Here is a 26217-nt window from a genome sequence, read left to right on the forward strand (position 1 = left end):
GCAGGTGAACCCTGCCCGCAATGCAGCAATACACGGCACCTGTTACGGCGGCCGTGTATGTGCCGAGCTTACCACGAACAGGTAGTTCGCCTATCGGGCTCGTAAATATTCGGGAACATCGAGGCTGCAGCCGTACACGTCACCGACCGCGGGGTCGGACGACGTCGTCACCTCGGTGGTCAGCTCGACGGTGCCGGACGCAGACTCCGGTGGGATGTACACCTCACGCCTGCCGGTCTCGGAACCGTCGCGGGAGCGGACACGGACGATGCACACGGCCGGTTGCTCGGGATCCTGTCGGGTGACGCTGAAACGGATGGACATCGTGGAGTCGTCGACGATGTCGAACGACAGCTGGCTGCCTTCGATGGGTTTGACCGAGAACTTGGAGTAGGCGTAGTAGGCCACGCCCAGTCCGACCAGCAGAACCAGGGCCACCAGTGCGATCTTCGTCGCACGTTTCGGGGCCTGCCGAATTCCGCTGGGACCGGAACCCGACGGGTACCTACCTGCGGGAAGTGCGTTGGTCATGGCCGCTCTCGGGGTCGATTCGGGGGTGCCGCTGGGGGCCTGTCGGCGTCAGGTGGAACTATAGGGCAGGCAAGAACCAGGCGAATCCGAGGTGAGGAAGAACGTGTCCGGACTGCGGCTCATGGCAGTACATGCCCATCCCGACGACGAGTCCAGCAAAGGTGCTGCGACGACGGCTCGCTACGCGGCCGAAGGACACGACGTACTGGTCGTCACCCTCACCGGTGGCGAGCGGGGCGACATTCTCAATCCAGCGATGGACATTCCGGGAGTGCACGAGCGTATCCACGAGGTTCGGCGCGAAGAGATGGCCGAGGCCGCTCGCATCCTCGGTGTCCAGCAGACCTGGCTCGGCTTCGAGGACTCCGGATTGCCCGAGGGTGATCCGCTACCACCTCTTCCGGAGGGCTGCTTCGCGCTGGTGCCGTTGGAGGTCTCCACCGAGGCGCTGGTCAAGGTGGTGCGCGAGTTCAAGCCGCACGTCATCACCACCTACGACGAGCGTGGCGGTTACCCGCATCCCGATCACATCCGCTGCCACGAGGTCTCGATGGCAGCGTGGGAGGCCGCGGGCGATCCCGAACGCTTCCCCGACGCGGGTGAGCCCTGGACTCCGCTCAAGCTGTACTACTCCCACGGGTTCATCCGTAAGCGCATGCAGCTGTTCCACGATTGGTTCATCGACCGCGGTGAAGAGAGCCCGTTCGTCGACTGGCTGAAGCGATGGGACGGCCAGCGCGACGAGATCATCGGCCGCATCACCACCCAGGTGACCGTCGGTGATTACTTCGAGCAACGCGACGACGCCCTCCGCGCGCACGCGACGCAGATCGATCCCAACGGATCGTTCTTCGCGGTGCCGCTGGACGTGCAGCGCAAGTTGTGGCCCACCGAGGAATTCGAGCTGGCTCGCACCCGGGTGGCGACCTCGCTGCCCGAGACGGACCTGTTCGCCGGAATCGAAGAGACCGACCGGTGATCGTCTCGATTCTCGCCCAGCAGCCCACCGGCCCCGAGTTCGGTAAGTCTTCGCCGATCGGGTTGGTGATCCTGGTGGCGTTGTTGGTCGGAACAGCCCTGCTGATCTGGTCGATGAACAAGAAGATCAAGCGTCTGCCCGCCACGTTCGAGAAAGAGGATCCGACGTTGGATCAGGCGCTCGACGAGGGCACCGATCGCGGCGGAATCGCCACCACCACTCCGCCGGAACAGAGTCCGGCAAAACCTGCCGCCACCGACGAGACCTGATGCTCGACGCCACGGTCCTGAACACCAATGCGCTGGACGAGTCCACCAGCCCGTATCTGCGGCAACATGCGGACAACCCGGTGCACTGGCAGCAGTGGGGACCGCAGGCTCTGCAGTCCGCACGCGATCGCGACGTTCCGATCTTGCTGTCGATCGGCTATTCGGCGTGCCATTGGTGCCACGTCATGGCCCACGAGTCGTTCGAGGACGAGACCACCGCGGCGCTGATGAACGAGAATTTCGTGTGCATCAAGGTCGATCGCGAGGAAAGACCGGACCTCGATTCGGTGTACATGAACGCCACCGTCGCGATGACCGGTCAGGGCGGGTGGCCGATGACCTGCTTCCTCACTCCCGAGACCGAACCGTTCTACTGCGGCACCTACTACCCACCGACCCCGCGGCAGGGAATGCCGTCGTTCGAGCAGCTGCTCACCGCCATTGCGGACACCTGGTCGACTCGCCGACAGGACGTGTTCGACGCGTCCGCCGCCATCGTCACCGAACTGCGCAAGCAGAGCGCCGGAATTCCGGCCGGCGGACGACCGATCGACGCCGATTTTCTGGCCGCGTCCGTCGCAGCGATCTGCGCCGACGAGGACACGACCTTCGGCGGCTTCGGTCAGGCGCCGAAGTTTCCGCCGGGCGCACTGCTCGAGGGTCTGCTCCGGCACTACGAGCGCACCGGTAACGGTGAGGTTCTCGACGTGGTTCGACGCACCGCGTCGGCGATGGCGCGCGGGGGCATCTACGACCAACTCGGCGGCGGGTTCGCGCGCTACTCCGTCGATGCCGAGTGGATCGTCCCGCATTTCGAGAAAATGCTCTACGACAACGCATTGCTGCTCAGGTTCTACGCGCACGCGGCCCGGGTCGACGACGATCCTCTGATTCGGCGGGTGGCGTCGGACACTGCGGAGTTCATGCTCCGTGAATTGCGCACGGCCAACGGCTGTTTCGCGTCGGCGCTCGATGCGGATACCGAGGGCGTCGAGGGCCTGACCTACGCCTGGACGCCGGAGCAATTGATCGAGACCCTCGGCTTCGAGGACGGGGTGTGGGCTGCGGGGTTGTTCGCAGTGAATTCGGCAGGCACGTTCGAAGCGGGCATGTCGGTATTGCAACTGCCCGCCGAACCCGAGGACTACGACCGGTTCGCCCGGGTACGTCGTGCGCTGTCCGACGCTCGCGCCATCCGGCCGCAGCCCGGCCGCGACGACAAGGTGGTCACCGCGTGGAACGGGTTGGCGATCACCGCGCTGGTCGAGGCCGGAATCGGGTCGAACACGCCGAAGTGGGTGGACGCGGCGGTCGAATGCGGCGAGCAACTCTTCGCCGCGCACGTCGAATCGGGGCGGGTGCGTCGCGCATCTCTGGGTAGCGCGGTGGGGGACGCCACCGGAGTGCTCGAGGACTACGCGTGTCTCGCTGTTGCCGCGGCAGCGCTGTTCCAAGCCACCGGAGACTCGGTATGGATCGAGCGCACGGTCTCGCTCCTCGATGCGGCGATCGAGCACTTCGCCGACCCGGACGACGCCGGCAGTTGGTTCGACACCGCCGACGACGCGGAGACACTCGTGACCCGGCCCCGAGATCCCATCGACGGGGCAACCCCATCGGGAGCATCCACGATGGCAGAGGCGTTGCTCACAGCTGCCGCTCTGGTCGATCACACATCCTCGGCGCGATACGGCGAACTGGCGGCGGCGTCGTTGGCGCGAGCGGCGTTGATCCTCGAGCGCGCGCCCAGGTCCGGTGGGCACTGGCTGGCGGTCGCAGAAGCCTCCGCATCCGGCCCGATTCAGATTGCGGTGTCGACCGCGCCGGGTGGCGACCTGATGTCCGCCGCCCGACGATTGGCGCCGGGTGGCTCGGTTGTCGTTGCGGGCGAAACGGATTCGTCCGTTTTACTGATGGACCGTCCGCCCGTCGACGGTGTCGAAACGGCGTACGTGTGTCGCGGCTTCGTCTGCGACCGTCCTGTGACCTCTGCCGAAGATCTGTCGCTCGCGCTGCAGAGATGACGAAGCTCGTCGATGCTTCTGCTCGAGAACAGTATTGTTGCGGGAACTTGTTCGGCCCGGGGCGGGAACTTCTATCAGTGGATCGATGGTGCGTGTCATGAGCGAAGGCGTCACCAAGGACAGTGTCGTGCGCGACGGCATGCTCGACGAGGCCGTGACCGACGAGCAGCGCGCGGCCGTCGCGGAGTTCGTCGCGTCGGTCCCGATGGCGGCGATGGTCCATTCCATGCAGTTCGAGGTGGTCGGTGCCAACACGCTGTGCGAGGAGGTACTCGACTGCCCGGTGGAGGGCATGCTGGGTCGTCCGGTGGCCGATTTCGTTCCGCTCGGGGACCGCGCGTCGGCCAAGGACATGGCGATGCAGCTCGACAACCGATACCCCGCGGCCGGCTCGTCCGACGGCGGTCGTCCGATCGGAGCTCTTCGTCGAGTACGGCGCAGCGACGGTGAGGTCGTCTCTTGTTGGATGCACGTGGGGATCTCGACCATCCTCGGACGGCGGTTCATCGTCGCGCTACTGGATCTGGTCAATCCCGTCGTCGACGACACCGTGCACTGGCGCGATCGCGCCGAACGCGACGACCTGACCGGCCTGCTGCGGCGGAGTCCCCTGTTGGCCCACGTCGACGAGTGGATCGTGGCCGATCGACCCGTAGCCCTGGCGTTCGTCGACGTCGACCGCTTGAAGTCGATCAACGACGCCCACGGTCATCCTGCGGGAGATGCCGTCCTCGAGGCAGCTGGGCGTCGACTGCAGCAGTGGTCGCCGCGCGGCAGCGTCGTCGGGCGATATGCCGGAGACGAGTTCGTGTTCGCGGTGACCGACGCGGTCGGTGGCAGTTCACTCGACGCCGCGAGACTGGCCGAATCTGTGCGGACCGCAATCTGCAGCGAACCGGTGCCGTTCGGATCTCGATTGCTCGGGGTATCGGTGAGTGTGGGCGTCGCGGTGCGAGAACCCGGCGAATCCAGAGATCGGCTCATTCAACGCGCCGACGAACTGATGTACCGAGACAAGGCATCCGGGCCCGCCTGACGGGTGCTCAGAACAAGACGAGCCACACGGCAACCAGGTGGCAGATCGCCGCCAATACCGTTGCGGCATGGAAGAATTCGTGATGGCCGAACGTCGTAGGCCATGGGTTCGGCCACTTGGTGGCGTACAGCACGGCTCCCACGCTGTAGAACACCCCGCCCACCAGCAGCAAGAGGAACGGTGCGTAGCCGACGTGTTCGATCAGGGTGGGGGCGACCGGTACGATCGCCCAGCCGAGGATCAGGTACAGCGGAACACCGACCCAGCGGGGAGCGGTGGGCCACAACATCTTCAGAGCCACTCCGGCAAAGGCCCCGAGCCACACGATGATCAGCAATGTGCGTCCGGTCGAGGCGGGCAGGCCCAGCACGGCAAACGGGGTGTAGCTGCCGGCGATGAACAGGAAGATCATCGAATGATCGGCGCGCTTCATCCAGATCTGCGACGCCGTGGTCTTCCACGGCACGCGGTGGTACGTGGCGCTGACCCCGAAAACCCCGCAGACGGTGATGGCGTAGACGCCCGTCGCGAGCCCCGCGCTGACCGAGACCATGCTGAACGCAAGCGTGACGAGCGTGATCGCACAGACCACCGCCACACAGAACGCGTACAGGTGAATCCAACCGCGCATGCGCGGTTTGACGGGTATCTCGTCGAGTCCGAACATCGTCATGTCGATTGCCTCCCGTGCCGCCGCCGTGAACCTACGCAACCGTAGGTTCAGACGCTACTGTACCGGCCGCCCGCTCGCAGACGTCGGCGTAAGGTAATCCTCCGTGGTGATGAGAGCAGCGGTGACGAAGTAGTGGTGATCATTCCGCAGAAGGTGCGCGGCGTTCTCTACAACGTGTACGAGCGGCGTCTGCTGAGCCAGCTCGAAGGGGTGCAGCACCCGCGGCACGTGGCAGTGATGTGCGACGGCAATCGCCGCTGGGCGCGCGAGAACGGGTTCACCGATGTCGCACACGGCCACCGGATGGGCGCGCTGAAGATCGCCGAAATGCTCGGCTGGTGCGATGCCGCCGGAATCGAGATGGCCACCATCTACCTGCTCTCCACCGAGAACCTCCGCCGAGACGCCGACGAACTCGATTCGTTGCTCGATATCATCACCGACGTCGTCGAGGAAATCTGCGGGCCCGAGATGAACTGGGGCGTCAAACTCGTCGGCACCCTCGACCTGCTGCCCGCGTCGACCGCGCGTCGCCTCAAAGAAGCGGCCGCGCTCACCGAGGGACGGACCGGAACACACGTCAACGTCGCCGTCGGGTACGGCGGTCGACAAGAAATCGCCGATGCAGTGCAATCCCTGGTGAGCGAGAAGATCGCCGAGGGCGTCACCGGAGACGACCTGATCGCCTCCATCAACGTCGACGGCATCGACAGCCACCTCTACACCTCCGGCCAGCCCGATCCCGATCTCGTCATCCGTACGTCGGGCGAGCAGCGACTGTCCGGCTTTCTGCTGTGGCAGAGCGCGTACTCGGAAATCTGGTTCACCGAGGCCTACTGGCCCGAATTCCGTCGCGTCGACTTCCTGCGCGCTCTGCGAGACTTCGCCGCCAGACACCGGCGCTTCGGTATCTGACGCTTCGGTATCTTACGTGCACAGGACCTCGTAGCCTGCTACGAATTTCCACTCACGACCCGGGGCGACGCACTACGTACTTACCTCTGTATTGCTACGTAATCTGTGGCGCGATCGGCGCGAGGCTCGGAAAATTTCCGATCGTGGACTACAACGTGCTCGGACCCATGGTGGTGCGCGACGGGATCGGCGTGAAGGCGCTCGGTGGGCTCAAGCAGCGGGCCGTGCTGGCGGTGCTGCTCGTGGAAGCGGGGAACGTCGTCGAATTCGACCGGTTGATCGATCTCGTCTGGGATCGTCGTCCGCCGGCCAAGGCGTTGGCGTCGTTGCGTGCGTACGTGGCGAATCTGCGACGAGTCCTCGGTGCGGACGACGGTGCCCGGCTCGTCACGACGTCCTGGGGCTACCGCTTGGACCTGGGTGCAGACCGAGTCGATCTGCGTGAGTTCGAGATGCTCGCGGCCCGCGGCCGTGATGCATTCGGGCGCGGCCGGTTTGCCGAGGCAGACGGTCAGTTCGGTCGTGCGCTGGCGTTGTGGCGAGGCCCCGCCTTCGTCGAATTCGGTGATCTGGGCTTCGCCGTCGACGAGCGGGTGCATCTGGACGAGGTGCGCGCCGTGGTGCTGGAATCGGCATTCGAGGCCCGCCTACACCTCGGTCGACACGAGACGGTGATTGCCGAGATCGAGCGCGCACTACGGGTCTCGCCGTTGCGCGAACACCTGTGGGGCCAGCTGATGATCGCCCTCGATCGGTCGCACCGGACGGCCGAGGCGGTGGTTGCCTTTCGGCGGGCCGAGACGATTCTGCGGACCGAACTCGGGGTGGCTCCCTCGCGCTACCTGCTCGACATCGAGGCCTCTCTCTACACCGGTGTCGCGGTCAATCGAGCAGTGAGCCTCGTAGCGATGTGAGCTCGGCGCGGGTACTGATGCCCAGCTTTCCGAAGATGCGATTGAGGTGGGTCTCGACGGTGCGGATCGACAGCACGACGGCGTCGGCGATATCGCGGTTCGACAGGCCGGAAGCAGCGAGGGTCGCGATCTGACGTTCGCGGGTGGTCAGAGCCGCGTCTCGTGTTCCGTGCAGGAGCGGGGTGCTCGGATGTCCACACCGCTCGGTGAGCACGTGGCCCTGCCTTCCTGCGGTTGCGGCTGCGCGAGGGTTGCTGCGCAACAGAAGATTTCGTGCGTGGAAGTACATCTCTGCGGCGTGCAGGTCCAGGCCGTGCTTCTCGGCGCTCGCAGCCACGGACACCGCCTGTTCGGCCACCGACTGCTCCGATACCGAACTATCCGAACTGTCAGACCCGGGCGATGCGGCGAGAACCTCGACCATGCGTACCTCGGTGCGGACCAGGTCACCCTCGATCAGACTCGACAGGGAGTGGACGGGGGCCAGCACCGCGGCCGCCGCACCACAGCGGGCGGCGTCGACGTAGGAGAACAGAGCGGGAAGATGATGGTCGATGGCGGCGTGCGCCTCGGCCGAGGCGACGAGCAGCTCGCGCGCCCGGCCGACGTCTCCGCGGGCTGCCGCAGCCCAGCCCAGTGCCGCGAGCCGTGTCCCGCGAGCTCCGAACAATGCAGGCGAGGCCGGGTTGTCGAGGTCAGCGGCCTCGATGAGATCCGATGCCTCCTCCGCGCGTCCCGCGAGTGCGAGAGCACGGACCAGATCGCACGCCACCATCGGCTCCATCGACCGCTGGCCGAGCGTGCCCGCGAGTGTGTAGGCCTCCGAGCACCAGCGGATCGCCTCGGCCGCGTGGCCCTGCGAGAGCAACACACCTCCGCGGGCCCACCCGAACCACGCCTGCTGCAACGGCGAGAACTGTTCCACCGCTTCGTCGTACCGGTACCGAGCGAGCGCCGAGGCCTCCTCGAAGTTGCCGGCACAGGCGATCGTGAAGCATCGCGTCAGATCCAAGACCGTTGCCGCCGGGTTGTCGGGGCCGGGCTGCACGCGGGCGAGGGCGGAGAACGCGGCCGACAACCGGCCGACGACGGTGGCCCCGGCAGCAACGGCGAAACTGGCCGAGATCAGCGTCGCACCCTCCAAGTCGTCCATCAGCGGTTCGAGCAGGGCCAATGCGCCGGCAGTATCGCCGATAGCGTGCATCATCAGGCCACGCTGCGCTCGTAGTTGCGTTCGGATACCGGGGTCGACGATGGCGAGCTCGGTACTCGCGTTCAGGGCCAGCGCCCGCGTCGGATCCGCCAGCCGCAGCACCATGTTGTCGGTACACGCGCGCACCGCCGTCGCGCGCCGGATGTCGTTGTCGGACCCGCGTAGTAGCTCGTCGAGTCGCTGCTGAGCCGATGCGGTCAGGCCGAGCTGGCTCTCTGCGGTCGCAAGAATCAGCTGAGCGTCGAACCCGCCGCCGGCCTCGGCAGCAGCCGAGGCCAGCTCGAGCGTCGTCTCGGGAGGAACGAAACGCCACGACAACCGGGCCGCCTCCACAGCCGTCTGCGCATCGAGTGCGACGCCGGCGTGGATACGCAGCAGTGCGGCGATGACACGCTCGCGGGGGCCGAGGCCGTCGGTGGAGGCGTCGAGAGCGTCGGCCACCGTCAGGCTCAGCCGTCGTCTGCGCAGCGTGGCCATGTCTTCGGTACGTACCTGTGCGGTGATCGGTGTCGCGAACGTCACCCGGTCGACGTTGTGCTCGGTGCGGACGGTGAGAACGCCGGCCGATTCGAGTTCCTCGATCAGACGCGGATCGATCACCGCGGCAGCGGCTCCGAACACCAGGGAACCGGCCAGGGCGACGATGTCGAGCGCATCGGCGATCTCGGTGGCTGCCGCATAGTCGGCGAGTGCGACCACCTCGGCCAGATGATCGCGCACCACATCGGCCAGACCGGCGGAGACGGGCAGGGGAGAGGCGAGTCGCCACACGCGCGACGAGACGGTCAACGCCTGCCGCTCGACCGCGGTCGTCACCAGATCACGCAGCACGACCAGATTTCCCGCGGACAATGCGGTGACGGCGAAAAGCGCCGCACTGTCCACGATCTCGTCATCTCGACGAAGCATGGACTCCATCAGGGATCGGCTCTGCTCGGGGGTGAGCGGCTTCAGATCGATGCGGTCGACCAGGCCGTCCTTCCACAGGCCGTCGAGCACCGGGGTGCGACGTCGGCCGGCACTGACACTGAGCAGAATGAACAGGCCCTTCGAGCCGATGCGGCGGGCCAGGAGCTCGATGGTCGAATCGGCCAGCCACTGGGCGTCGTCGATGACCACGACCGTGCGTCGGCCGCTGTGCGCCTCGGCCAGAGCGGCGGCCAGTGCCCGGTCGGATTCGACGGGGACGAATCCGGTGCCGGTCGGCATCACCGTCACCACTCGGTGCGGATGCCAGCCGAGACGCACCAGCGACCGCACCGCCTCGGTCAGCAGTCGGGTACGGCCGACTCCGGGCGCGGCTTTGACCGCCATTCCGCCGTACGTGCGGGCGGCATGCAGAATTCGCGCCGACTCGTCGTCTCGACCGATCAGCGGAACCTCGCCGATCGTGCGCCTTCCCAGCGTCATTGCTGGATTATGGTCTACAACTTCCGCAGGCGCAGCCGGTTGATCGCGTGGTCGTTGTCCTTGCGCAACACCATGGTCGCTCGCGGTCGCGTCGGCAGGATGTTCTCCACCAGATTCGGCAGGTTGATCGAATGCCACAGATCCTCGGCGGCAATCTGCGCGTGGTCGTCGGACAGGCCGGCGTAATGGTGAAAATGCGAGGACGGATCGGTGAACGATGTCTTGCGCAACGCGAGAAAACGCTTGACGTACCAGCTCTCGATGTCCTCGATTCGAGCGTCGACGTAGATGGAGAAGTCGAACAGATCCGAGACCATCAACCGAGGCCCGGTCTGTAATACGTTGAGTCCCTCCACGATCAGGATGTCGGGCTGCCGGACCATGTGGTACTGGCCCTTGACGATGTCGTACGAGACGTGTGAATAGACAGGCGCGCCCACCTCTTCGGTCCCGGACTTGACCTCGGTCACGAACCTGAGCAGCTTGCGCCGGTCGTAGCTCTCGGGAAAACCCTTGCGGTGCAGGATCCCTCGACGCATGAGCTCGGCCGTCGGATACAGGAATCCGTCGGTGGTGACGAGGTCGACCCGCGGATGATGGTCCCATCGGGCCAGGAGTGCCTGCAGCACACGGGCTGTCGTCGACTTGCCGACGGCGACGCTGCCCGCGACACCGATGACGAAGGGGACCTGGCGATCGGGATGCTTTTCGCCGAGGAACGTTGCAGTCGCAGCGAAAAGCCGCTGCCGGGCCGCGACCTGAAGGTGGATCAAACGCGCCAGGGGCAAGTAGACCTCGGCCACCTCGTCGAGGTCGATCTGTTCACCGAGACCGCGCAGCCCGATCAGTTCTTCCTCGGTGAGCACCAAGGGCGTGGATTGGCGCAGCGTGCGCCACTGCACACGGTCGAACTCGACGTACGGGCTGGACTCGCTCACGCACGGCTCCAACCACAGTCGTTCCGCAGGCTCCACTCTTGCCACATCGGAGATGCTGAGGGTCCGGCTGAGCTCCCGTGGAGCGCGAGTCGCATGGTTTCCGATTGTGCTCGGTGCCGGTGGATCGCGCACGGGCGGGGTCGTTCGCCGTACTAGGGTTCGGGTATGGATGCTGCTTCCCTGGTACGCGAATACCTGCTGCTCGGCCTCAGTTTCGACCGCCTCGAAGACGGCTTCGTCGACGCATACACCGGCGATCCGGAGTTGCGCAGAATCACCGAGAACGCCCCCGCGCCGGAGCCCCGCGAGCTCGTCCGTCGAGCACAGACGCTGCGCGCAGAGCTCGGCAACGTCGATCTGACACCCGAGCGCACGACGTTCCTCGACGTCCACCTACGCGCTCTCGAGTGCTCGGCGCGCAAGTTCGCCGGCGAGGACATCGGGTTCGTCGACGAGGTGGACGCCTACTTCGATGTCCGCATCGCCCCCGGCGATCAGGACCAGTACCTGCAGGCTCACCGCAAGATGGACGAGGTTCTCGCCGGTCCAGGCGCGCTGAGCGAACGGTTGATCGCCCACCGCCGCGCCGACGTGATTCCAGCCGACCGGTTGCAGGACTGCGTCGAGGCGTTCTCGTCCGCGCTACGCGACCGCGTCCGGGCCGAGTACACGCTGCCCGACACCGAGAAGGTCACCTACGAGGTCGTCGGAGACAAGCCCTGGTCCGGATTCAACTACTACCTCGGCAACTTCCAGTCCACCGTCGCGATCAACTCCGACATCGAGCAGCAGATGGCCAATCTGCCGCACCTGATCGCGCACGAGTCGTACCCCGGCCACCACACCGAGCACTGCCGCAAGGAGACGGGGCTCGTCGGTGCTGGCCAGCTCGAGCAGACGCTGTTCGTGGTCAACACTCCGCAGTGCCTGATGGCCGAGGGGCTGGCCGACCATGCTCTCGGCGCGATCGTCGGTGAAGGCTGGGGCGCGTGGGCGCAAGAGATCTACGCCGACCTCGGACTGCGCTTCGACGGCGAGAAGGCCGAGCGACTCTCTGCCGCGTCGAGCCAGCTGTTGGGAGTCCGTCAGGACGCCGCGCTGTTGCTGCACGACCAGCACAAGAGCGAGGACGATGTGGCCGCCTACCTGGAGCGGTGGTCGTTGGCCTCACCTCAGCGCGCCCGGCACAGCCTGCGCTTTCTGTCCTCCCCCCTGTGGCGGGCGTACATCAGCACCTACGTCGAGGGCTACAAGCTGCTGGCCGGTTGGCTGGACCAGGGAACGACCGTCAGCGAGCGTGCGCAACTGTTCGGCAGGCTCCTCGACGAGCCACTGACACCGGGCGCACTACGCGTCTCGTAAACTGGTCGAGTCCCTTACTGTGCTGCCCCCTTTTCTGCTGTCCCTTGGAGACTCCTGTTATGACTGACGTCAACAACCTGTCACTGGCCGAACTCGATCCCGAGGTCGCCGAGGCGATGGCCGGTGAGCTGGGACGTCAGCGCGACACCCTCGAGATGATCGCGTCGGAGAACTTCGTCCCCCGTGCGGTGCTGCAGGCCCAGGGCAGCGTCCTGACCAACAAGTACGCCGAGGGCTACCCGGGCCGCCGCTACTACGGCGGGTGCGAGCACGTCGACATCGTCGAGGATCTCGCTCGCAATCGCGCCAAGGAACTCTTCGGTGCCGAGTTCGCCAACGTGCAGCCGCACGCCGGCGCGCAGGCGAACGCCGCGGTGCTGATGGCGCTGATCAACCCGGGCGACAAGATCATGGGCCTGGACCTGGCTCACGGCGGCCACCTCACGCACGGCATGAAGCTGAACTTCTCGGGCAAGCTCTACGAGGTCGAGTCCTACGGCGTCAGCAAAGAAGATCACCGCATCGACATGGACGAGGTGCGCAAGCAGGCCATCTCCGCCAAGCCTCAGGTGCTCATCGCCGGCTGGTCGGCATACCCGCGCCACCAGGATTTTGCAGCCTTCCGGTCCATCGCCGATGAGGTCGGCGCACTGCTCTGGGTCGACATGGCGCACTTCGCCGGACTCGTCGCAGCAGGGGTACACCCCTCGCCCGTGCCGTACGCCGACGTCGTCTCCTCGACGGTGCACAAGACCCTCGGCGGACCGCGCTCCGGCATCATCCTGGCCAAGAAGGAATGGGCCAAGAAGCTCAACTCCGCAGTGTTCCCCGGACAGCAGGGCGGGCCGCTGATGCACGCCATCGCCGCCAAGGCCGTCGCCTTCAAGATCGCGGCGACCCCGGAGTTCAAGGAGCGTCAGGAGCGCACCCTGCTCGGTGCATCGCTGCTCGCCGAGCGCCTCACCGGAGCCGACGTGGCCGACAAGGGCGTCTCGGTCCTCACCGGCGGCACCGACGTCCACCTCGTGCTCGTCGACCTGCGCAACTCCGAGCTCGACGGCCAGCAGGCCGAGGACCTCCTGCACGAGGTCGGCATCACCGTGAACCGCAACGCTGTGCCCTTCGACCCGCGCCCGCCGATGGTCACCTCCGGCCTGCGCATCGGCACCGGTGCACTGGCAACCCGCGGATTCGGCGAGGCCGAGTTCACCGAGGTAGCCGACATCATCGGTACCGCTCTGGCGACCGGTCAGGCCACCGACGCTCTGAAGGAACGCGTCGTGAAACTTGCGCAGAGCAAGCCCCTGTACGAGGGCCTCGAAGACTGGGGATTGCTGGGCTGATCGACGCGCCCACCCCGCCCGCGTCAATGGACCATTGCACCGCTCAGACGTGTGCAATGGTCCATTCACGCAGCACCCCGGTCCGCGTCAATGGACCATTACACCGCCCAGACGTGTGCAGTGGTCCATTCACCCATCCGCGTCGGATCGATGTGGCTTTCAGTCGATCTGAGTGCAACAAAGCCGCATTGATCCACCCGGGGGAGGGCACTTTCGTCACCGGTCTGCCGGCGACCTGGGGCGATGTCGACGTAACGCGTTGTTCACCGACACGCCAGACTTCCAGCGAGCCGAACCTCGAGTTCGGCGGTACCGTCGGCAGTAACAGGCAGCGGGGAAGCTACCTGTGCGGGAGGTTCTGATACGTGACTGAGCTAGTGAGCGCGAGAGGGCCGGTACCCGGTCCTCGTGTCACCTGACACATCGGACCCGACCGGCCGAGCGACAGAGTTTGCGCGGTGCCGCGCAGACGTAGGAGCCCCACGTGACCACTTCACGCTCCGTTTCCGCCCCTCTTCGGACATTCGTGCTCGATACCTCGGTCCTGCTCTCGGATCCATGGGCAGTCATCCGGTTCGCCGAGCACAATGTGGTACTTCCGTTGATCGTGATCAGCGAGTTGGAGGGCAAACGCCACCATCACGAATTGGGATGGTTCGCGCGGGAATCCTTGCGCATGCTCGACGACCTTCGCGTCGAATTCGGCCGACTCGACCAGCCGGTTCCCATCGGAACATCTGGTGGCACACTGCAAGTCGAGCTCAATCACACCGATCCTTCGGTGCTTCCCGTCGGTTTTCGTACCGACTCCAACGACTCCAGAATCCTCGCCTGCGCCCTGAATCTGGCGGCTGAGGGCAAGGACGTCGTGCTGGTCAGCAAGGACATTCCGTTGCGCGTCAAGGCCGGTGCTGTCGGTCTTCCCGCCGACGAATACCACGCTCACGACGTGGTGCCGTCCGGCTGGACCGGCATGACCGAGCTCGACGTGCCGTCCGAGGCGGTCGACACACTGTTCAACGACGGTGTCATCGACCTCGCAGAGGCGCGAGACCTGCCGTGCCACACGGGAGTTCGACTTCTTGCCGGACGGCAGAGTGCGCTCGGCCGCGTCACGCCCGACAAGCAGATTCAGCTCGTACGCGGTGAGCGTGAGGCATTCGGCCTGCACGGCCGTTCGGCAGAACAGCGAGTGGCGCTGGATCTTCTGCTCGACGAGAGCATCGGCATCGTCTCGCTCGGTGGAAAGGCCGGCACCGGCAAGTCCGCTCTGGCGCTGACGGCCGGACTCGAGGCCGTCCTCGAACGTCGCTCGCATCGGAAAGTTGTTGTGTTCCGGCCTCTTTACGCCGTCGGTGGCCAGGAGCTCGGCTACCTCCCCGGCAGTGAGAGCGAGAAGATGGGGCCGTGGGGCCAGGCGGTCTTCGACACCCTCGAAGGCCTCGCGAGCCCGGAGGTCATGGAGGAGGTCATCGCCCGCGGAATGCTGGAAGTGTTGCCGCTGACGCACATTCGCGGTCGGTCGCTGCACGATTCCTTCGTCATCGTCGACGAGGCGCAGTCTCTCGAGCGCAATGTACTGCTGACGGTACTGTCGCGACTGGGTTCGGGCTCACGCGTCGTACTCACACACGACGTCGCGCAGCGAGACAACCTGCGCGTCGGGCGACACGACGGTGTTGCCGCCGTCATCGAAAAGCTCAAGGGACACCCGCTTTTCGCGCACATCACCCTCACCCGCAGTGAGCGTTCACCGATCGCTGCACTGGTGACGGAAATGCTGGAGGAGTTCGGTCCTTCGGGAGCCTGACCCTACGTGAGCGTGGAGCCTGCGGGTCATTCTGCAGGCTCCACTCCTGTCGCGTGGTCATTCCGCAGGCTCCACTCCTGCCTGCCTCGTAGCCCACTACGAAGTTCCGCTCACCTGGTCACCGGCCGATTAATGCGCGAAATGCGCCTCGCGCAACACCTTTCAGAAAATCGACGGTGTCGAAGTAGTCTCGCCACACGGCCACCTTGCCGTCGCGCAACTCGAAGGTTCCGCACACCCAGAACTCGATTCGAAGCCGACGCCAGATCAGGGCATCGGTGCGTTCGGTGAGGACGACGTTTCCATCGGCTGCGATGTTGTGCATCGTGACGTCGAAGCCGAACGTCGGCTTGGCCAGCAATGCCAGGAACCTGCCGACATTCGAGGTGCCGCGCACCTTCGGAAGCCCGACGTTGTGCCACACGACCCGGTCGTCGAGAAGGGCCAGTGCGCGATCGGTGTCGCGAAGCCTCAACGCGTCGAACAGATCTTCCACGATCTCGGTTGCCTGCTGTGTGTCGGTCACTTGGTGAATCGCCCCAATCCATCGCCGTCGAAGAACTCCAGTGTGACCGTGTTCGCGTTGAACGTCGCCTGGGAAATGGTTCCGTCGGGCGCATTCTCACCGGTCGGCTCGAACGTGAACGTGTCACCGTCCCAGGGCGACAACTCGTACGAAGTCGAGTTCGGTCCGAGGGACAACACCAACTTACCGTTGACCTCCGTCACCGTCGCCGGCCCCCAGTACGTGTTCTGGTAAACGCCGGTGTACGACGAGAGAGGCTGTGGTGCAGCGGCATTCGTGGGCGCGGTCTTACCTGCGAGCTCGCCTTCCGGCTCACTCATTCCGGCGAAGGCATTCTTGTACAGTGTTCGCCAGTCCTCACGCACCTCGCCGAACTGGACGAGGTCCGCGAACTCAGCGGTCACGGTTTCGGCGATGCCGAGGGGCGCGGCGTTGGTCAGGACAACGATGGCGACATCGAGCGACGGAATCCACAGGAAATTGGTGCCCGCCCCCAGCGCGAAGGCTCCCGAATGGCTCACCGTCGTGCGTCCGGCCGCACTGGTGGAGACGTTGAATCCGTACCCGTAATAGCCCGCGCGCGAATCCGGTGATGCGGACGGGCTCGAGACGATCTGAGCGCTGACGGCAGGAAGGAGAGCGTCGGGATCGACGATCTTCGCCCCGTCGTAGGTGCCGTCGGCGATGAGCATCTTCAGCCACTTCGCGAGGTCGTTCACTGACGAGCTGACGCCACCGGCCGGGGTCTGCGGATCGGGTTCGCGTTGATACTTGGCCTGATACTCACCGTCGACGAGGACGTGAGGCACGGCTCGGTCGGCCCTGGCGATGTAGTCCGAGAACGACGAGCTGGTCGAGGTCATGCCGAGCGGGCCGTAGATGGTGTCCTGGCTGAGGGTGTCCCAGTCCTTGCCCGACGACGCAGCGACGGCCTCGGCTGCGGCGGTGATCCCGAAATTGGTGTAGTGGTAAGTGGACCGGAACGGGTCGAGGGGCACCTCGCGCAACCGCTCCAGGATTTGCCTGCGGTCGTAGCCGAGGTCCTCGAGCAGATCGCCTTCGTGCTCGGGCAGACCGCTTCGGTGCGCGTAGAAGTCGCCGACCGTGACGTTCTGAGTCACCCACGGGTCGTCGAGCGCAAACCACGGCAGTTGCGAGACAACCGGCGTCGACCAGTCGATCACGCCAGCGTCCACCTGCGACGCAACCACCGTCGCACCCACCGACTTGGACAGCGAGGCCAGCTGGAACACCGAGTCGGCGTCGACCGGGTCGTCCTTACCCATCTCGCGAACGCCGAAGCCCTTGGAGTAGACGACGTCCGAACCGTGCACGACGGCAATGGCCATACCCGGAATGTTCGACGACGCCATCAGCTCATCGGCGATGCCATCGAGCTTGCCGACGGCCTCGTCGATGCGGCCGGCCGGAACGTCCACGCCGGAGACCTGGCCGGGGGACAGATCCTCGGTCGGCACCGGCTCGGAGGTCGGTGGACTTTCTGCGGTGGGTGCGTCGTTCGAGCACCCGACCAGCACGATCATCGAGCACGCAACACAAAGACACAGAAAATTTCGACCCGACCGCATCACGAGAAGTCCTCACGTCGATGGCTGGATGCACTGAGAATAGACCTGCGTCCACCTGGCGTTAGGAGAAATCACAGAGGTCAGGGGCATGACGTCGGGCGCTGGAGTGCAGGCGCTACGGTTACCACATGTCTACGAACCTGTCCGACGGTGATCTGCTGGTCCGTTTGGAGCCCGCGGTCGAAGAGAATCTACGACGCCACATCGAGGTAGCGAGCGAGTGGCACCCCCACGACCTGGCACCGTTCGACGAGGGCAAGAACTTCGCCTTCCTCGGCGGCGAGGACTGGACGCCCGAGCAGTCGCACCTCAGCGACGTCGAAATCCTGGCCGCAACGGTTGCAGTCCTGGTGGCCGACAACCTGCCCGCCTACCACCGCGAACTGGCCCATGCACTCACCGGCCTCGGTGCCTGGTGGAAGTGGACCGGCCGATGGACGTCGGAGGAGAACCGGCAGTCGATCGTGCTGCGCAACTTCCTGGTACTCACCCGCGCCGTCGATCCGGTCGCGCTCGAGCGCGTCCGGATGGAGCACATGACACTCGGCTACGACGCGCCGAGCCATCATCTGCTCGATATCCTGGCCCACTTCGCCATCGAGGAAGCTGCCGCCGCGCTGCGTCACCGCAACACGGTTGCCCTCAGCAAGGATCCGGTACTGGCTACCATCCTCGGCAAGATCGCCGACGACGATGCGCTGCAGTCGACGTTCTACGCCAACATCCTGAATGAGGCCTTCGCCGTGGTGCCGGATCAGGCCGTGCGCGCAATCGCAGATCGCGTCAACGGGTTCGCGATCCCCGTCGTCGACCTGCCCGAGCGCGGTAACAGCACCGTCGCACTCGCCGAAGCCGGCATCTACGACGCCGATCAGGAACGCGAGAAGGTCTTCAAGCCCCTGCTCGCCGGCTGGAAGATCTTCGATCGCACCGATCTGGGCGAGGACGGGCTGAAGGCACGCGAGGAACTCGCTCACCTGGCTTGAGGTTCGGCCCCTTTCGAAAGCGTGAATGGTCCATTGCACACGTCTCGGCGGTGCAATGGACCATTCACGCGTTGAGGGGTCCGGCGGGGCAAGCGGGGAAGCTAGTCCTTGACCTTCGCCATGGCGAGGACGTCGAGGCGCTTGTCGAGTTCTGCCTCGCTGAGCTTGTCGCCGATCAGTCCGCGGTCGATGACCGTCTGACGGATCGTCTTCTTTTCCTTCAGTGCCTGCTTGGCGACGGCTGCCGCTTCCTCGTAGCCGATTGCCGAGTTCAGTGGCGTCACGATGGACGGCGAGGACTCGGCGAGAGTCTTGAGGTGATCGACGTTCGCAACCAAGCCGACGACGCACTTGTCGGCGAAGAGCACCGAGACGTTGGCGAGCAGCTGGAACGATTCGAGGACGTTGCGCGCCATCATCGGGATGTACACGTTGAGCTCGAATGCACCCGATGCGCCACCGAAGGCAACTGCGGCGTCGTTGCCGATGACCTGTGCGGCGACCTGCGTAACAGCTTCGGGCAGAACGGGATTGACCTTGCCGGGCATGATGGAGCTACCGGGCTGCAGGTCGGGGAGGGCCAGCTCGCCGAGTCCGGTGAGCGGTCCCGATCCCATCCAGCGAATGTCGTTGGCGATCTTGGTCAGTGACACGGCGATGGTGCGCAGGGCACCCGATGCCTCGACGAGTCCGTCGCGTGCGGCCTGTGCCTCGAACGAATCCTTGGCTGCGGTGAGCGCATCGATGCCGGTCGACTTGACCAGTTCTGCAACAACTTTCGGGCCGAAGCCGTCGGGTGCGTTGAGGCCGGTGCCGACGGCGGTGCCGCCGATGGGGAGCTCACCCAGTCGGGGCAGGGTGGCCTCGACGCGCTCGATGCCGGCCTCGATCTGACGGGCGTAGCCGCCGAATTCCTGGCCGAGGGTGACCGGCACGGCATCCATGAGGTGGGTGCGGCCGGACTTCACGACGGTCTTCCACTCGACTGCCTTCGCGGCGAGTGCCTCGTGCAGGTGCTTCAGCGCGGGCACCAGTGAGGTGACTGCTGCCTCGGTTGCGGCAACGTGGGTGGCCGTCGGGAACGTGTCGTTGGAGGACTGCGACATGTTCACGTGATCGTTGGGGTGCACCTCGACGCCGTTCGCCTTGGCGATCGACGCGATGACCTCGTTGGCGTTCATGTTGGAGCTGGTGCCCGAGCCGGTCTGGAAGACGTCGATCGGGAACTGGTCGTCGTGCTTGCCGTCGGCGATCTCGGTGGCCGCCGCGATGATCGCGTCGGCCAAAGCGCCGTCGAGCAGGCCCAGGTCCTTGTTGACCTGTGCGCAGGCTGCCTTGAGGAGACCCATCGCGCGGATCTGGGTGCGCTCGAGCGGACGTCCCGAGATGGGGAAGTTCTCCACCGCACGCTGAGTCTGGGCACGCCAGAGTGCGTCGATGGGAACGCGAACCTCTCCCATGGTGTCGTGTTCGATCCGGAACTGCTGTTCGTCTGTCTGCGTCATGAGCCTTACTTTGCCAGTCGTGGTTTCAGGGATCAGAAGGACGGTGCTTGGCCGGATTCGTCGGCGTCGAAGTCGACCGAGGAGTATTCGCGCAGCTTCTCGAGGCGGTGGTAGGCGTCGATCATGCGCACGGTGCCGGACTTGGATCGCATGACGATGGACTGGGTGTGCGCACCGCCGCCTGCATAGCGAACGCCGCGCAGCAGGTCACCGTCGGTGACGCCGGTGGCGGTGAAGAAGACGTTCTCGCCCGAGACGAGGTCCTTGGTGTCGAGGACGCGGTCCAGGTCGTGGCCCGCGTCGATGGCCTTCTGCTTCTCGTCGTCGTCCGTGGGTGCCAGACGCCCCAGGATGGCACCGTCCATGCACCGCATCGCGGCGGCGGCGATGATGCCCTCGGGCGTGCCGCCGATTCCGATGAGCATGTCGGTGCCCGAGTCGGGACGAGCAGCGGCGATCGCACCGGCTACGTCACCGTCGGAGATCAACCGGATGCGGGATCCGGCGTCGCGCACCTGCTGGATCAGTTCGGCGTGCCGCGGGCGATCGAGGATGCACACCGTGACGTCCGACGCAGATCCCTTCTTGATCTTGGCGATCCGAGCGATGTTCTCGGCGACGGGGACGGTGATGTCGATGACGTCCGCGTAATCGGGACCGACGGCGATCTTCTCCATGTAGAAGACGGCGGACGGGTCGAACATCGCGCCACGCTCGGCGACGGCGAGGACCGAGATGGCGTTGGGCATGCCCTTGGCCATCAGCGTCGTTCCGTCGACGGGGTCGACGGCGAAGTCGACGTCCGGTCCGTTGCCGTTGCCGACCTCTTCGCCGTTGTAGAGCATCGGCGCTTCGTCCTTCTCGCCTTCACCGATGACGACGACGCCGCGCATCGAGACCGAGGCGACCAACTGACGCATGGCGTCGACCGCTGCTCCGTCGCCACCTTCCTTGTCGCCGCGACCGACCCAGCGGCCCGATGCGAGCGCACCGGCCTCGGTGACGCGTACGAGTTCGAGTGCGAGGTTGCGATCTGGCGCCATGGCGCGAGTGGACTCGGTGCTGGCCGTCATCGGTTTGTAGCCTCCTGGTTGGTGGGGTGTTACCCAGGCGCGATTATCTCACTTCTGTGATGCCTGCGGTTGGGTCGGGTCGACTGTGAGGTACGCGCCGACCGAGCACTGCCGCGCAGAGGGGATACTGGTGAAGTGGCGAACAGCAAACCTCGGATTCTCAACAACAACCGCGACATGGTCTGGTCGCTCATTCCGCTGGTCATTGCCTGTTTGCTGATCGCGGGTGTGGCCAGCCAGTGCTCGCTGAGCCCCGGTGGCCCCAAGCAGGGGCCCATCCCGAACTTCGACGTGAACACCGCGCTGCAGTACGACGCATCCGAAATCGGCTTCCCGGTGCGCAATCCGAGTGTTCCCGAGGGCTGGACGCCCAACTCGGGCAGTCGCGCGACCATCTCCGGCGACAACGGCGGAGCGGTATCGACTGTCGGATACATCACCGGTACTGGTGCGTACCTGCAACTGACCCAGTCTTCGGCGTCCGAGGAACAGCTGGTTCCGTTCGTGGCCGGAAGTGAAACTGCGTACGCGTCCGGCGCACAGAACGTGTCGGGTCGAGATTGGGTGGTCTACGGCGAGGAAGGTTCGCGAAACTACTGGGTCTCCGATTTCGGCGACGTCCGAATACTGCTGGGCGGCACCGCAACCACCGAGGACTTCACCACTCTCGCGTCGATCCTCGAGGCCACCGAACCGCTCGTTCCCTAGCCGTCCTTCTCGGTGCTCGCGAGCGCGGTCTCGATCCGCTTGCGGGCACCTGCAAGCTGTTCCTCGCACCGCGATGCCAGTTGCTCGCCGCGTTCCCACAGAGCCAACGACGCATCGAGATCGAGCCCGCCCTGCTCGAGAATCCTCACCACTCCCACCAGTTCGTCACGGGCTTCCTCGTAGCCCAGTTCCGATACCGGCTTGTCTTCGTTCTCGCTCATCGAATCTCCTTCGTCATTTCACTCGGCCCATCACTGCGGCGGTGACGGCACCGTCGGCCACCCGCACTCTGATCTGTGTACCCGGCGGCGCGTCCTCCACCGAACGCAGCACTTCGGGATCGGAGCCCGCCACCACCCGCTGCACGACGGCGTAGCCCCGAGCAAGTGTGGCAGCCGGTCCCAGCGTCGACAGCCGCGCCCGCAGATGTTCGACGAGCGTGTCCTGGGTGGTGAGTTCGCGCTGCACGTCGCGTCGTGCCGCGTCGGTCAGCCGTCGAATCTCCTCGCGACGTTGCTCGAGGGAGGCCAATGGATCTGCCAATACCGGTCGGTGCCGGAGCATATCGAGGCCACGTGCCTCGCGCTCGACCCAGTTACGCAGAGCTGCAGCGCTTCTGGACTTCAGCTCCGACACAAGCGCTTGTTCGGCGACGGCGTCGGGAACCACGAGTTTGGCGGCATCGGTGGGGGTTGCGGCGCGCAGGTCTGCGACGTGATCGCTGAGCGGACTGTCGGGCTCGTGACCGATCGCGCTGACGATCGGTGTGGTGGCCCGAGAGATGGCGCGGCACAGAGCCTCGTCCGAGAACGGCAGCAGATCCTCGACACTGCCACCGCCGCGGGCCAGGATGATGACGTCGACAGCGGGGTCGTCGTTCAGGTCTTTCAGCGCGTCAAGAATCGCCGGCACCGCCTGAGGTCCTTGAACCGGGGTGTTGCGGACCTCGAATCGAACCGCAGGCCAACGCCTCTGGGCGACGGTGAGGACATCCTTCTCGGCTGCGCTGGCCCTGGCGGTGATGAGTCCGATGGTGCCGGGCAGAAACGGCAACGGTCGCTTGAGGCGCGGGTCGAACAACCCCTCTGCGGCGAGCAGAGCTCGGAGACGTTCGATGCGGGCGAGCAGTTCGCCGACGCCCACAGCGCGAATGTCGGTGGCGCGCAGCGAAATGGTTCCGCGGCCGGTGAAGAACGACAGTTTGCCGTAGAGAATGACGCGTGCGCCCTCCGTCAGCGGAACAGGCGAACGGTCGAGTAGCTGAGGTGAACATGTCACCGACAGCGACATGTCTGCCGACGGATCACGCAGCGTCAGAAAGGCCGTGCGGGTGCCGGGTCTGGCGTTGATCTGGGTGAGTTGCCCCTCGACCCAGATGCTGCCGAGTTTGTCGATCCAGCCGGCGACCTTCATCGCGACGGTACGCACCGGCCATGGCTGTTCGGCGGTGCTCGCGCCTGGCTGGGTAGGACCGGACTGAGGTGGGGGAGTGCTCACTTGGCCTTGGCGGTGGTGATTCGGTTGGCCAGCATCGTCCGGAACGGCGCGCGGGCGAGCGTGTCGTTCTCGTAGTCCAGCAGAGTTTCGAGGTCCTCGACCGAGAGTGTGCGCAACCGTGCGCGCAGCTGCGCCAGCGCGAGGGTGTCGAAGTCGATCATCTCGACGATCTCGGGCTTGTCGATGGACGGAGCCCGCTTGGCTGAGGTGTCCTGGACGGGCTCGTCCAGCGGAGGCGTCGAGTACAGCGCAAAGCGGCCGTTGGCGGCGACCGGCTCGGCCACCGGCGCATCGGGTACATCGACGTCGTCTGTGATGACAGGGGTATCGAAAGCGTCGTCGTCGTCCTCGTCGAATGAGGCCCACGCGGGCTGCTCCTCGCGCGGAGTGCCGACAACCGGCAGGGTCGCGATGATCAGATCGCCCTTGATGGCCAGCGCCGTCACCTGCTGTTGAAATCGCATACCGCGGGCCAGCGCTTCACTGACAACCGTCATCGGCAGCATCAGGGCGGAACCGGGAAGCTTGCGAGCCTCTTCTACCACGGTCACTGCGACGCCAGCGGCCACGCGAGCTGCAAAGGGGACTCGAGTCATGCCCACCAGACTGCCCGAAGTCGTGAACTTTGGGTAGCCGACAGGCTGGAGACGCAGCGTGGTTCCGACCTACACGTATCCTGGAGGTATGTCTTCGGCCGTTCCTCTGAATCTTGGTATCGCACAATCAGCCGGCGCGGGTAAGTCCGCGTACGCCGGGGGTAAGCGAGTGCTGCTCGCGGAGCCCCGTGGCTACTGCGCAGGTGTCGATCGTGCGGTCGAGACCGTCGAGAAAGCATTGGAACAACACGGTGCGCCGGTCTACGTGCGCAAGGAGATCGTGCACAACCGGCACGTCGTCGAGACGCTGTCCGATCGCGGCGCGGTGTTCGTCGAGGAGACCGACGAGGTGCCCGAGGGTTCCCTGCTCGTGTTCTCGGCGCACGGCGTATCCCCGGCCGTGCACACCTCCGCCGCAGAGCGGAACCTGCGCACCATCGACGCCACCTGCCCGTTGGTGACCAAGGTGCACCAGGAAGCGAAGCGGTTCGCTCGCGACGACTACGACATTCTCCTGATCGGTCACGAGGGTCACGAGGAGGTCGAGGGCACCGCAGGTGAGGCTCCCGAGCACATCCAGCTGGTGGACGGCCCCGAGTCGGTCGACAACGTCACCGTCCGCGACGAGAACAAGGTGATCTGGTTGTCGCAGACCACTCTGAGCGTCGACGAGACGATGATGACGGTCGCCAAGCTCCGCGAGCGATTCCCGACGCTGCAGGACCCGCCGAGCGACGACATCTGCTACGCCACCCAGAACCGTCAGGTCGCGGTGAAAGCAATGGCTCCGGAATGCGATCTGGTGATCGTCGTCGGCTCGAAGAACTCGTCGAACTCGGTGCGCCTGGTCGAGGTTGCGCTGAACGCCGGTGCGCGGGCCAGCTACCTCGTCGACTACGCCAAGGAGATTGACCTGGCCTGGCTCGACGGGGTCGAGACCATCGGCATCACCTCGGGTGCGTCGGTGCCGGAGATCCTGGTGCAGGGTGTCATCGACCTGTTCGCCGAGCACGGCTACGCAGACGTGCAGCCGGTCACCACGGCAAACGAGACGTTGGTGTTCTCACTTCCCCGCGAACTTCGTCCGGCTCGGTAGGTCTTCGACCCGATCGCCGACGCCCACGGAACTCGTTCAGTCCGTGTGGCGGTCGCGGTAGCGAACCTGCGGCACCGGATGCGGCGGAATGTCGTCCCGATGAGCGCCGGGCAGCGAGTGGTTGCCGGGAGCCTGATTCGCGTCGGTCGACGAGCTGGTCTGGCTCGACGAGGTGGTCTGTGGAGTCACGACGGGCCGGGAGCCGGTGGCGTACGGGCCGGGGACCTCACGGGGAGGCTGCACCTGGGTCGACCGCGGGCGGCGAGGCTCCGTCGAGTACCGAGGTTCGCCCGACTGCGGCCGCGGTGATTGCCGAGCCTGAGGCTGCTGAGGCTGAGCCTGTGGGTACTGCGGACGCTGGTAATCGGGCTTCTGGTGCTCCGACCTGGCGTGATCCTGCCGAGGTGAGTCGGTTCCGGAGTGTCGGCTCTGCGGCGCTGGTACCGCCCCGGACGAGCGGCGTGGGCTCGCACTCGGATCCACGACCCGTGACGTGCGCGGAGCCGGATTGGAACGGGAATCGGATGCTCTTCGGCCGACGTACGGCTCGGACACGATATCGGTGGCCTCCGTCGCGGAGACGGCGCTGCGATCGGCCGACGGGTTAGCCCGTCTCCGGGTGCGTTCGGGACGCTCTTCCTGCGCACGTCGCTGCGCACGGGTGGGCTTGTCGTCACCGGTCTTCGGAGTGCGGCGTACTGCACTCTCGGACCTCGAGCTTCGACGAGCGGTGCCCTCGGCCTTCTGGCTTCGCCGAACGGCGGGGGCATGTGTGTTCTGCCGCTTGAGCACGATGCGCAGTGCTCCGAGTCCGACGGCCACGACGGTACCGAGCAGCATCAACGGAAAGCGATTGACCAGCGGAATCGCGACGTTGAGAATGATGTCCTTGAGGCTGGTACCTGCGTTGTCGGTGAAGTACTGGTACGACAGCGGTACGGCGACGAACAGGATCAGCGGAGCTTGCACCATCGCGGTGAACAGCCCGCGGTAACGAACGAGCACCACGGCAGCGATGCAGCCGAGGATGTAGAAGAACGCGAACGCGCCGGTCAGCTCGGTGCCGCGGGCGGCATCGATGAGAAACCCGAGGAAAGTCAGGCCTGCGGCGATCGCGACGGCACCCCACGCGGGCACACCGGGCAGAGTCGCGAGGATGGATCGGTGATCCAGCGGTACCCCGGATCGGGCACGTTGGGAGGTAGACACCCCTCGAGGTTAGCC

At 65.5% G+C, this 26217-nt stretch carries 24 protein-coding genes; 12 read left to right on the forward strand and 12 right to left on the reverse strand.

The window, feature by feature from the left end; genetic code table 11:
• Positions 1-90: 90 nt before the first annotated feature.
• Positions 91-531 (reverse strand): DUF4307 domain-containing protein, encoded by a 441-nt coding sequence (locus CH305_RS15115; RefSeq protein WP_032401988.1) that lies wholly within the window; start codon positions 529-531, stop codon positions 91-93.
• A gap of 103 nt (positions 532-634) precedes the next feature.
• Between CH305_RS15115 and mca the strand changes: the two genes are divergently transcribed.
• The 4 genes from mca to CH305_RS15135 all read left to right on the forward strand — a co-directional run bounded on the left by mca (position 635) and on the right by CH305_RS15135 (position 4839).
• On the forward strand, positions 635-1510 hold the full coding sequence (gene mca, locus CH305_RS15120) for a mycothiol conjugate amidase Mca (RefSeq protein ID WP_170944756.1): 876 nt from the start codon (positions 635-637) through the stop codon (positions 1508-1510).
• Positions 1507-1779: a hypothetical protein gene (locus CH305_RS15125; RefSeq protein ID WP_032401989.1), complete on the forward strand. Its 273-nt coding sequence runs from the start codon at positions 1507-1509 to the stop codon at positions 1777-1779. The genes mca and CH305_RS15125 overlap by 4 nt, the downstream gene beginning before the upstream one ends.
• Positions 1779-3803, forward strand: a complete 2025-nt coding sequence (locus CH305_RS15130; protein WP_094609582.1) for a thioredoxin domain-containing protein — start codon at positions 1779-1781, stop codon at positions 3801-3803. Before CH305_RS15125 ends, CH305_RS15130 begins: the two co-directional genes overlap by 1 nt.
• A 97-nt stretch (positions 3804-3900) precedes the next feature.
• Entirely contained in the window at positions 3901-4839 is a 939-nt protein-coding gene (locus CH305_RS15135; RefSeq protein WP_052077447.1) for a GGDEF domain-containing protein, read from the forward strand.
• A gap of 7 nt (positions 4840-4846) precedes the next feature.
• On the opposite strand, the gene CH305_RS15140 is transcribed toward CH305_RS15135, so the two are convergent.
• On the reverse strand, positions 4847-5512 hold the full coding sequence (locus CH305_RS15140) for a hemolysin III family protein (protein ID WP_032380520.1): 666 nt from the start codon (positions 5510-5512) through the stop codon (positions 4847-4849).
• 132 nt (positions 5513-5644) lie between these two features.
• On the opposite strand from CH305_RS15140, the gene CH305_RS15145 reads away from it, so the two are divergent.
• Positions 5645-6427 carry an isoprenyl transferase gene (locus CH305_RS15145; RefSeq protein WP_032380521.1) on the forward strand — a complete coding sequence of 261 codons (783 nt, stop codon included), beginning with the start codon at positions 5645-5647 and terminating at the stop codon, positions 6425-6427.
• A 143-nt stretch (positions 6428-6570) separates the two neighbouring features.
• Positions 6571-7341, forward strand: coding sequence for an AfsR/SARP family transcriptional regulator (locus CH305_RS15150; protein WP_094609584.1), 771 nt, complete (start codon positions 6571-6573; stop codon positions 7339-7341).
• Here the strand turns inward: CH305_RS15150 and CH305_RS15155 are convergent.
• Both CH305_RS15155 and coaA read right to left on the reverse strand, forming a co-directional pair.
• The gene (locus CH305_RS15155) at positions 7310-9964 is read right to left on the reverse strand and encodes a LuxR family transcriptional regulator (RefSeq protein WP_094704106.1); all 2655 of its coding nucleotides are present in this window, start codon (positions 9962-9964) and stop codon (positions 7310-7312) included. The genes CH305_RS15150 and CH305_RS15155 overlap by 32 nt on opposite strands.
• A gap of 14 nt (positions 9965-9978) precedes the next feature.
• Positions 9979-10914 carry a type I pantothenate kinase gene (coaA, locus tag CH305_RS15160; protein WP_176457345.1) on the reverse strand — a complete coding sequence of 312 codons (936 nt, stop codon included), beginning with the start codon at positions 10912-10914 and terminating at the stop codon, positions 9979-9981.
• Positions 10915-11067: 153 nt separating this feature from the next.
• On the opposite strand from coaA, the gene CH305_RS15165 reads away from it, so the two are divergent.
• From CH305_RS15165 to CH305_RS15175, 3 genes are all read left to right on the forward strand, one after another.
• Positions 11068-12264 carry a DUF885 domain-containing protein gene (locus tag CH305_RS15165; RefSeq protein ID WP_094704107.1) on the forward strand — a complete coding sequence of 399 codons (1197 nt, stop codon included), beginning with the start codon at positions 11068-11070 and terminating at the stop codon, positions 12262-12264.
• Between the two features lie 59 nt (positions 12265-12323).
• Positions 12324-13607: a serine hydroxymethyltransferase gene (glyA, locus tag CH305_RS15170; protein WP_032401993.1), complete on the forward strand. Its 1284-nt coding sequence runs from the start codon at positions 12324-12326 to the stop codon at positions 13605-13607.
• A 484-nt stretch (positions 13608-14091) separates the two neighbouring features.
• Positions 14092-15417: a PhoH family protein gene (locus tag CH305_RS15175; RefSeq protein WP_170944747.1), complete on the forward strand. Its 1326-nt coding sequence runs from the start codon at positions 14092-14094 to the stop codon at positions 15415-15417.
• Positions 15418-15535: 118 nt separating this feature from the next.
• On the opposite strand, the gene CH305_RS15180 is transcribed toward CH305_RS15175, so the two are convergent.
• Together CH305_RS15180 and CH305_RS15185 are read right to left on the reverse strand one after the other, a co-directional pair.
• Positions 15536-15943 (reverse strand): limonene-1,2-epoxide hydrolase family protein, encoded by a 408-nt coding sequence (locus CH305_RS15180; protein ID WP_373454562.1) that lies wholly within the window; start codon positions 15941-15943, stop codon positions 15536-15538.
• Positions 15940-17532 (reverse strand): serine hydrolase, encoded by a 1593-nt coding sequence (locus CH305_RS15185; RefSeq protein ID WP_094704108.1) that lies wholly within the window; start codon positions 17530-17532, stop codon positions 15940-15942. Before CH305_RS15185 ends, CH305_RS15180 begins: the two co-directional genes overlap by 4 nt.
• Positions 17533-17660: 128 nt before the next feature.
• Here CH305_RS15185 and CH305_RS15190 point away from each other — a divergent pair, with 128 nt between their 5' ends.
• On the forward strand, positions 17661-18518 hold the full coding sequence (locus CH305_RS15190) for an acyl-ACP desaturase (RefSeq protein ID WP_094704109.1): 858 nt from the start codon (positions 17661-17663) through the stop codon (positions 18516-18518).
• Between the two features lie 101 nt (positions 18519-18619).
• Here the strand turns inward: CH305_RS15190 and CH305_RS15195 are convergent, their stop codons facing one another.
• Together CH305_RS15195 and glpX are read right to left on the reverse strand one after the other, a co-directional pair.
• A complete protein-coding gene (locus CH305_RS15195) occupies positions 18620-20023 on the reverse strand; it encodes a class II fumarate hydratase (protein WP_094704110.1) in 1404 nt (467 codons plus the stop codon).
• A 32-nt stretch (positions 20024-20055) separates the two neighbouring features.
• Entirely contained in the window at positions 20056-21096 is a 1041-nt protein-coding gene (gene glpX, locus CH305_RS15200; protein ID WP_032402963.1) for a class II fructose-bisphosphatase, read from the reverse strand.
• Between the two features lie 135 nt (positions 21097-21231).
• Here glpX and CH305_RS15205 point away from each other — a divergent pair, with 135 nt between their 5' ends.
• The gene (locus tag CH305_RS15205) at positions 21232-21804 is read left to right on the forward strand and encodes a DUF4245 domain-containing protein (protein WP_032402964.1); all 573 of its coding nucleotides are present in this window, start codon (positions 21232-21234) and stop codon (positions 21802-21804) included.
• Here CH305_RS15205 and CH305_RS15210 read toward each other — a convergent pair.
• From CH305_RS15210 to CH305_RS15220, 3 genes are read right to left on the reverse strand one after another with little or no spacing between them, the layout of a single operon-like run.
• Positions 21801-22025, reverse strand: a complete 225-nt coding sequence (locus tag CH305_RS15210) for an exodeoxyribonuclease VII small subunit (RefSeq protein ID WP_032380531.1) — start codon at positions 22023-22025, stop codon at positions 21801-21803. The two genes, CH305_RS15205 and CH305_RS15210, sit on opposite strands and share 4 nt — an antisense overlap.
• Before the next feature lie 13 nt (positions 22026-22038).
• A complete protein-coding gene (gene xseA / locus CH305_RS15215) occupies positions 22039-23301 on the reverse strand; it encodes an exodeoxyribonuclease VII large subunit (RefSeq protein WP_094704111.1) in 1263 nt (420 codons plus the stop codon).
• Entirely contained in the window at positions 23298-23897 is a 600-nt protein-coding gene (locus CH305_RS15220) for a lipid droplet-associated protein (RefSeq protein WP_032402966.1), read from the reverse strand. Before CH305_RS15220 ends, xseA begins: the two co-directional genes overlap by 4 nt.
• A gap of 88 nt (positions 23898-23985) precedes the next feature.
• Here CH305_RS15220 and CH305_RS15225 point away from each other — a divergent pair, with 88 nt between their 5' ends.
• Positions 23986-24993: a 4-hydroxy-3-methylbut-2-enyl diphosphate reductase gene (locus CH305_RS15225; protein WP_032402967.1), complete on the forward strand. Its 1008-nt coding sequence runs from the start codon at positions 23986-23988 to the stop codon at positions 24991-24993.
• A gap of 36 nt (positions 24994-25029) precedes the next feature.
• On the opposite strand, the gene CH305_RS15230 is transcribed toward CH305_RS15225, so the two are convergent.
• Complete coding sequence (locus CH305_RS15230; protein WP_176458259.1) at positions 25030-26202, reverse strand: DUF6542 domain-containing protein; 1173 nt, start codon at positions 26200-26202, stop codon at positions 25030-25032.
• Positions 26203-26217 lie beyond the last annotated feature (15 nt).

Source organism: Rhodococcus sp. 15-649-2-2 (genome assembly GCF_002258645.1).
Lineage (GTDB): Bacteria > Actinomycetota > Actinomycetes > Mycobacteriales > Mycobacteriaceae > Rhodococcoides.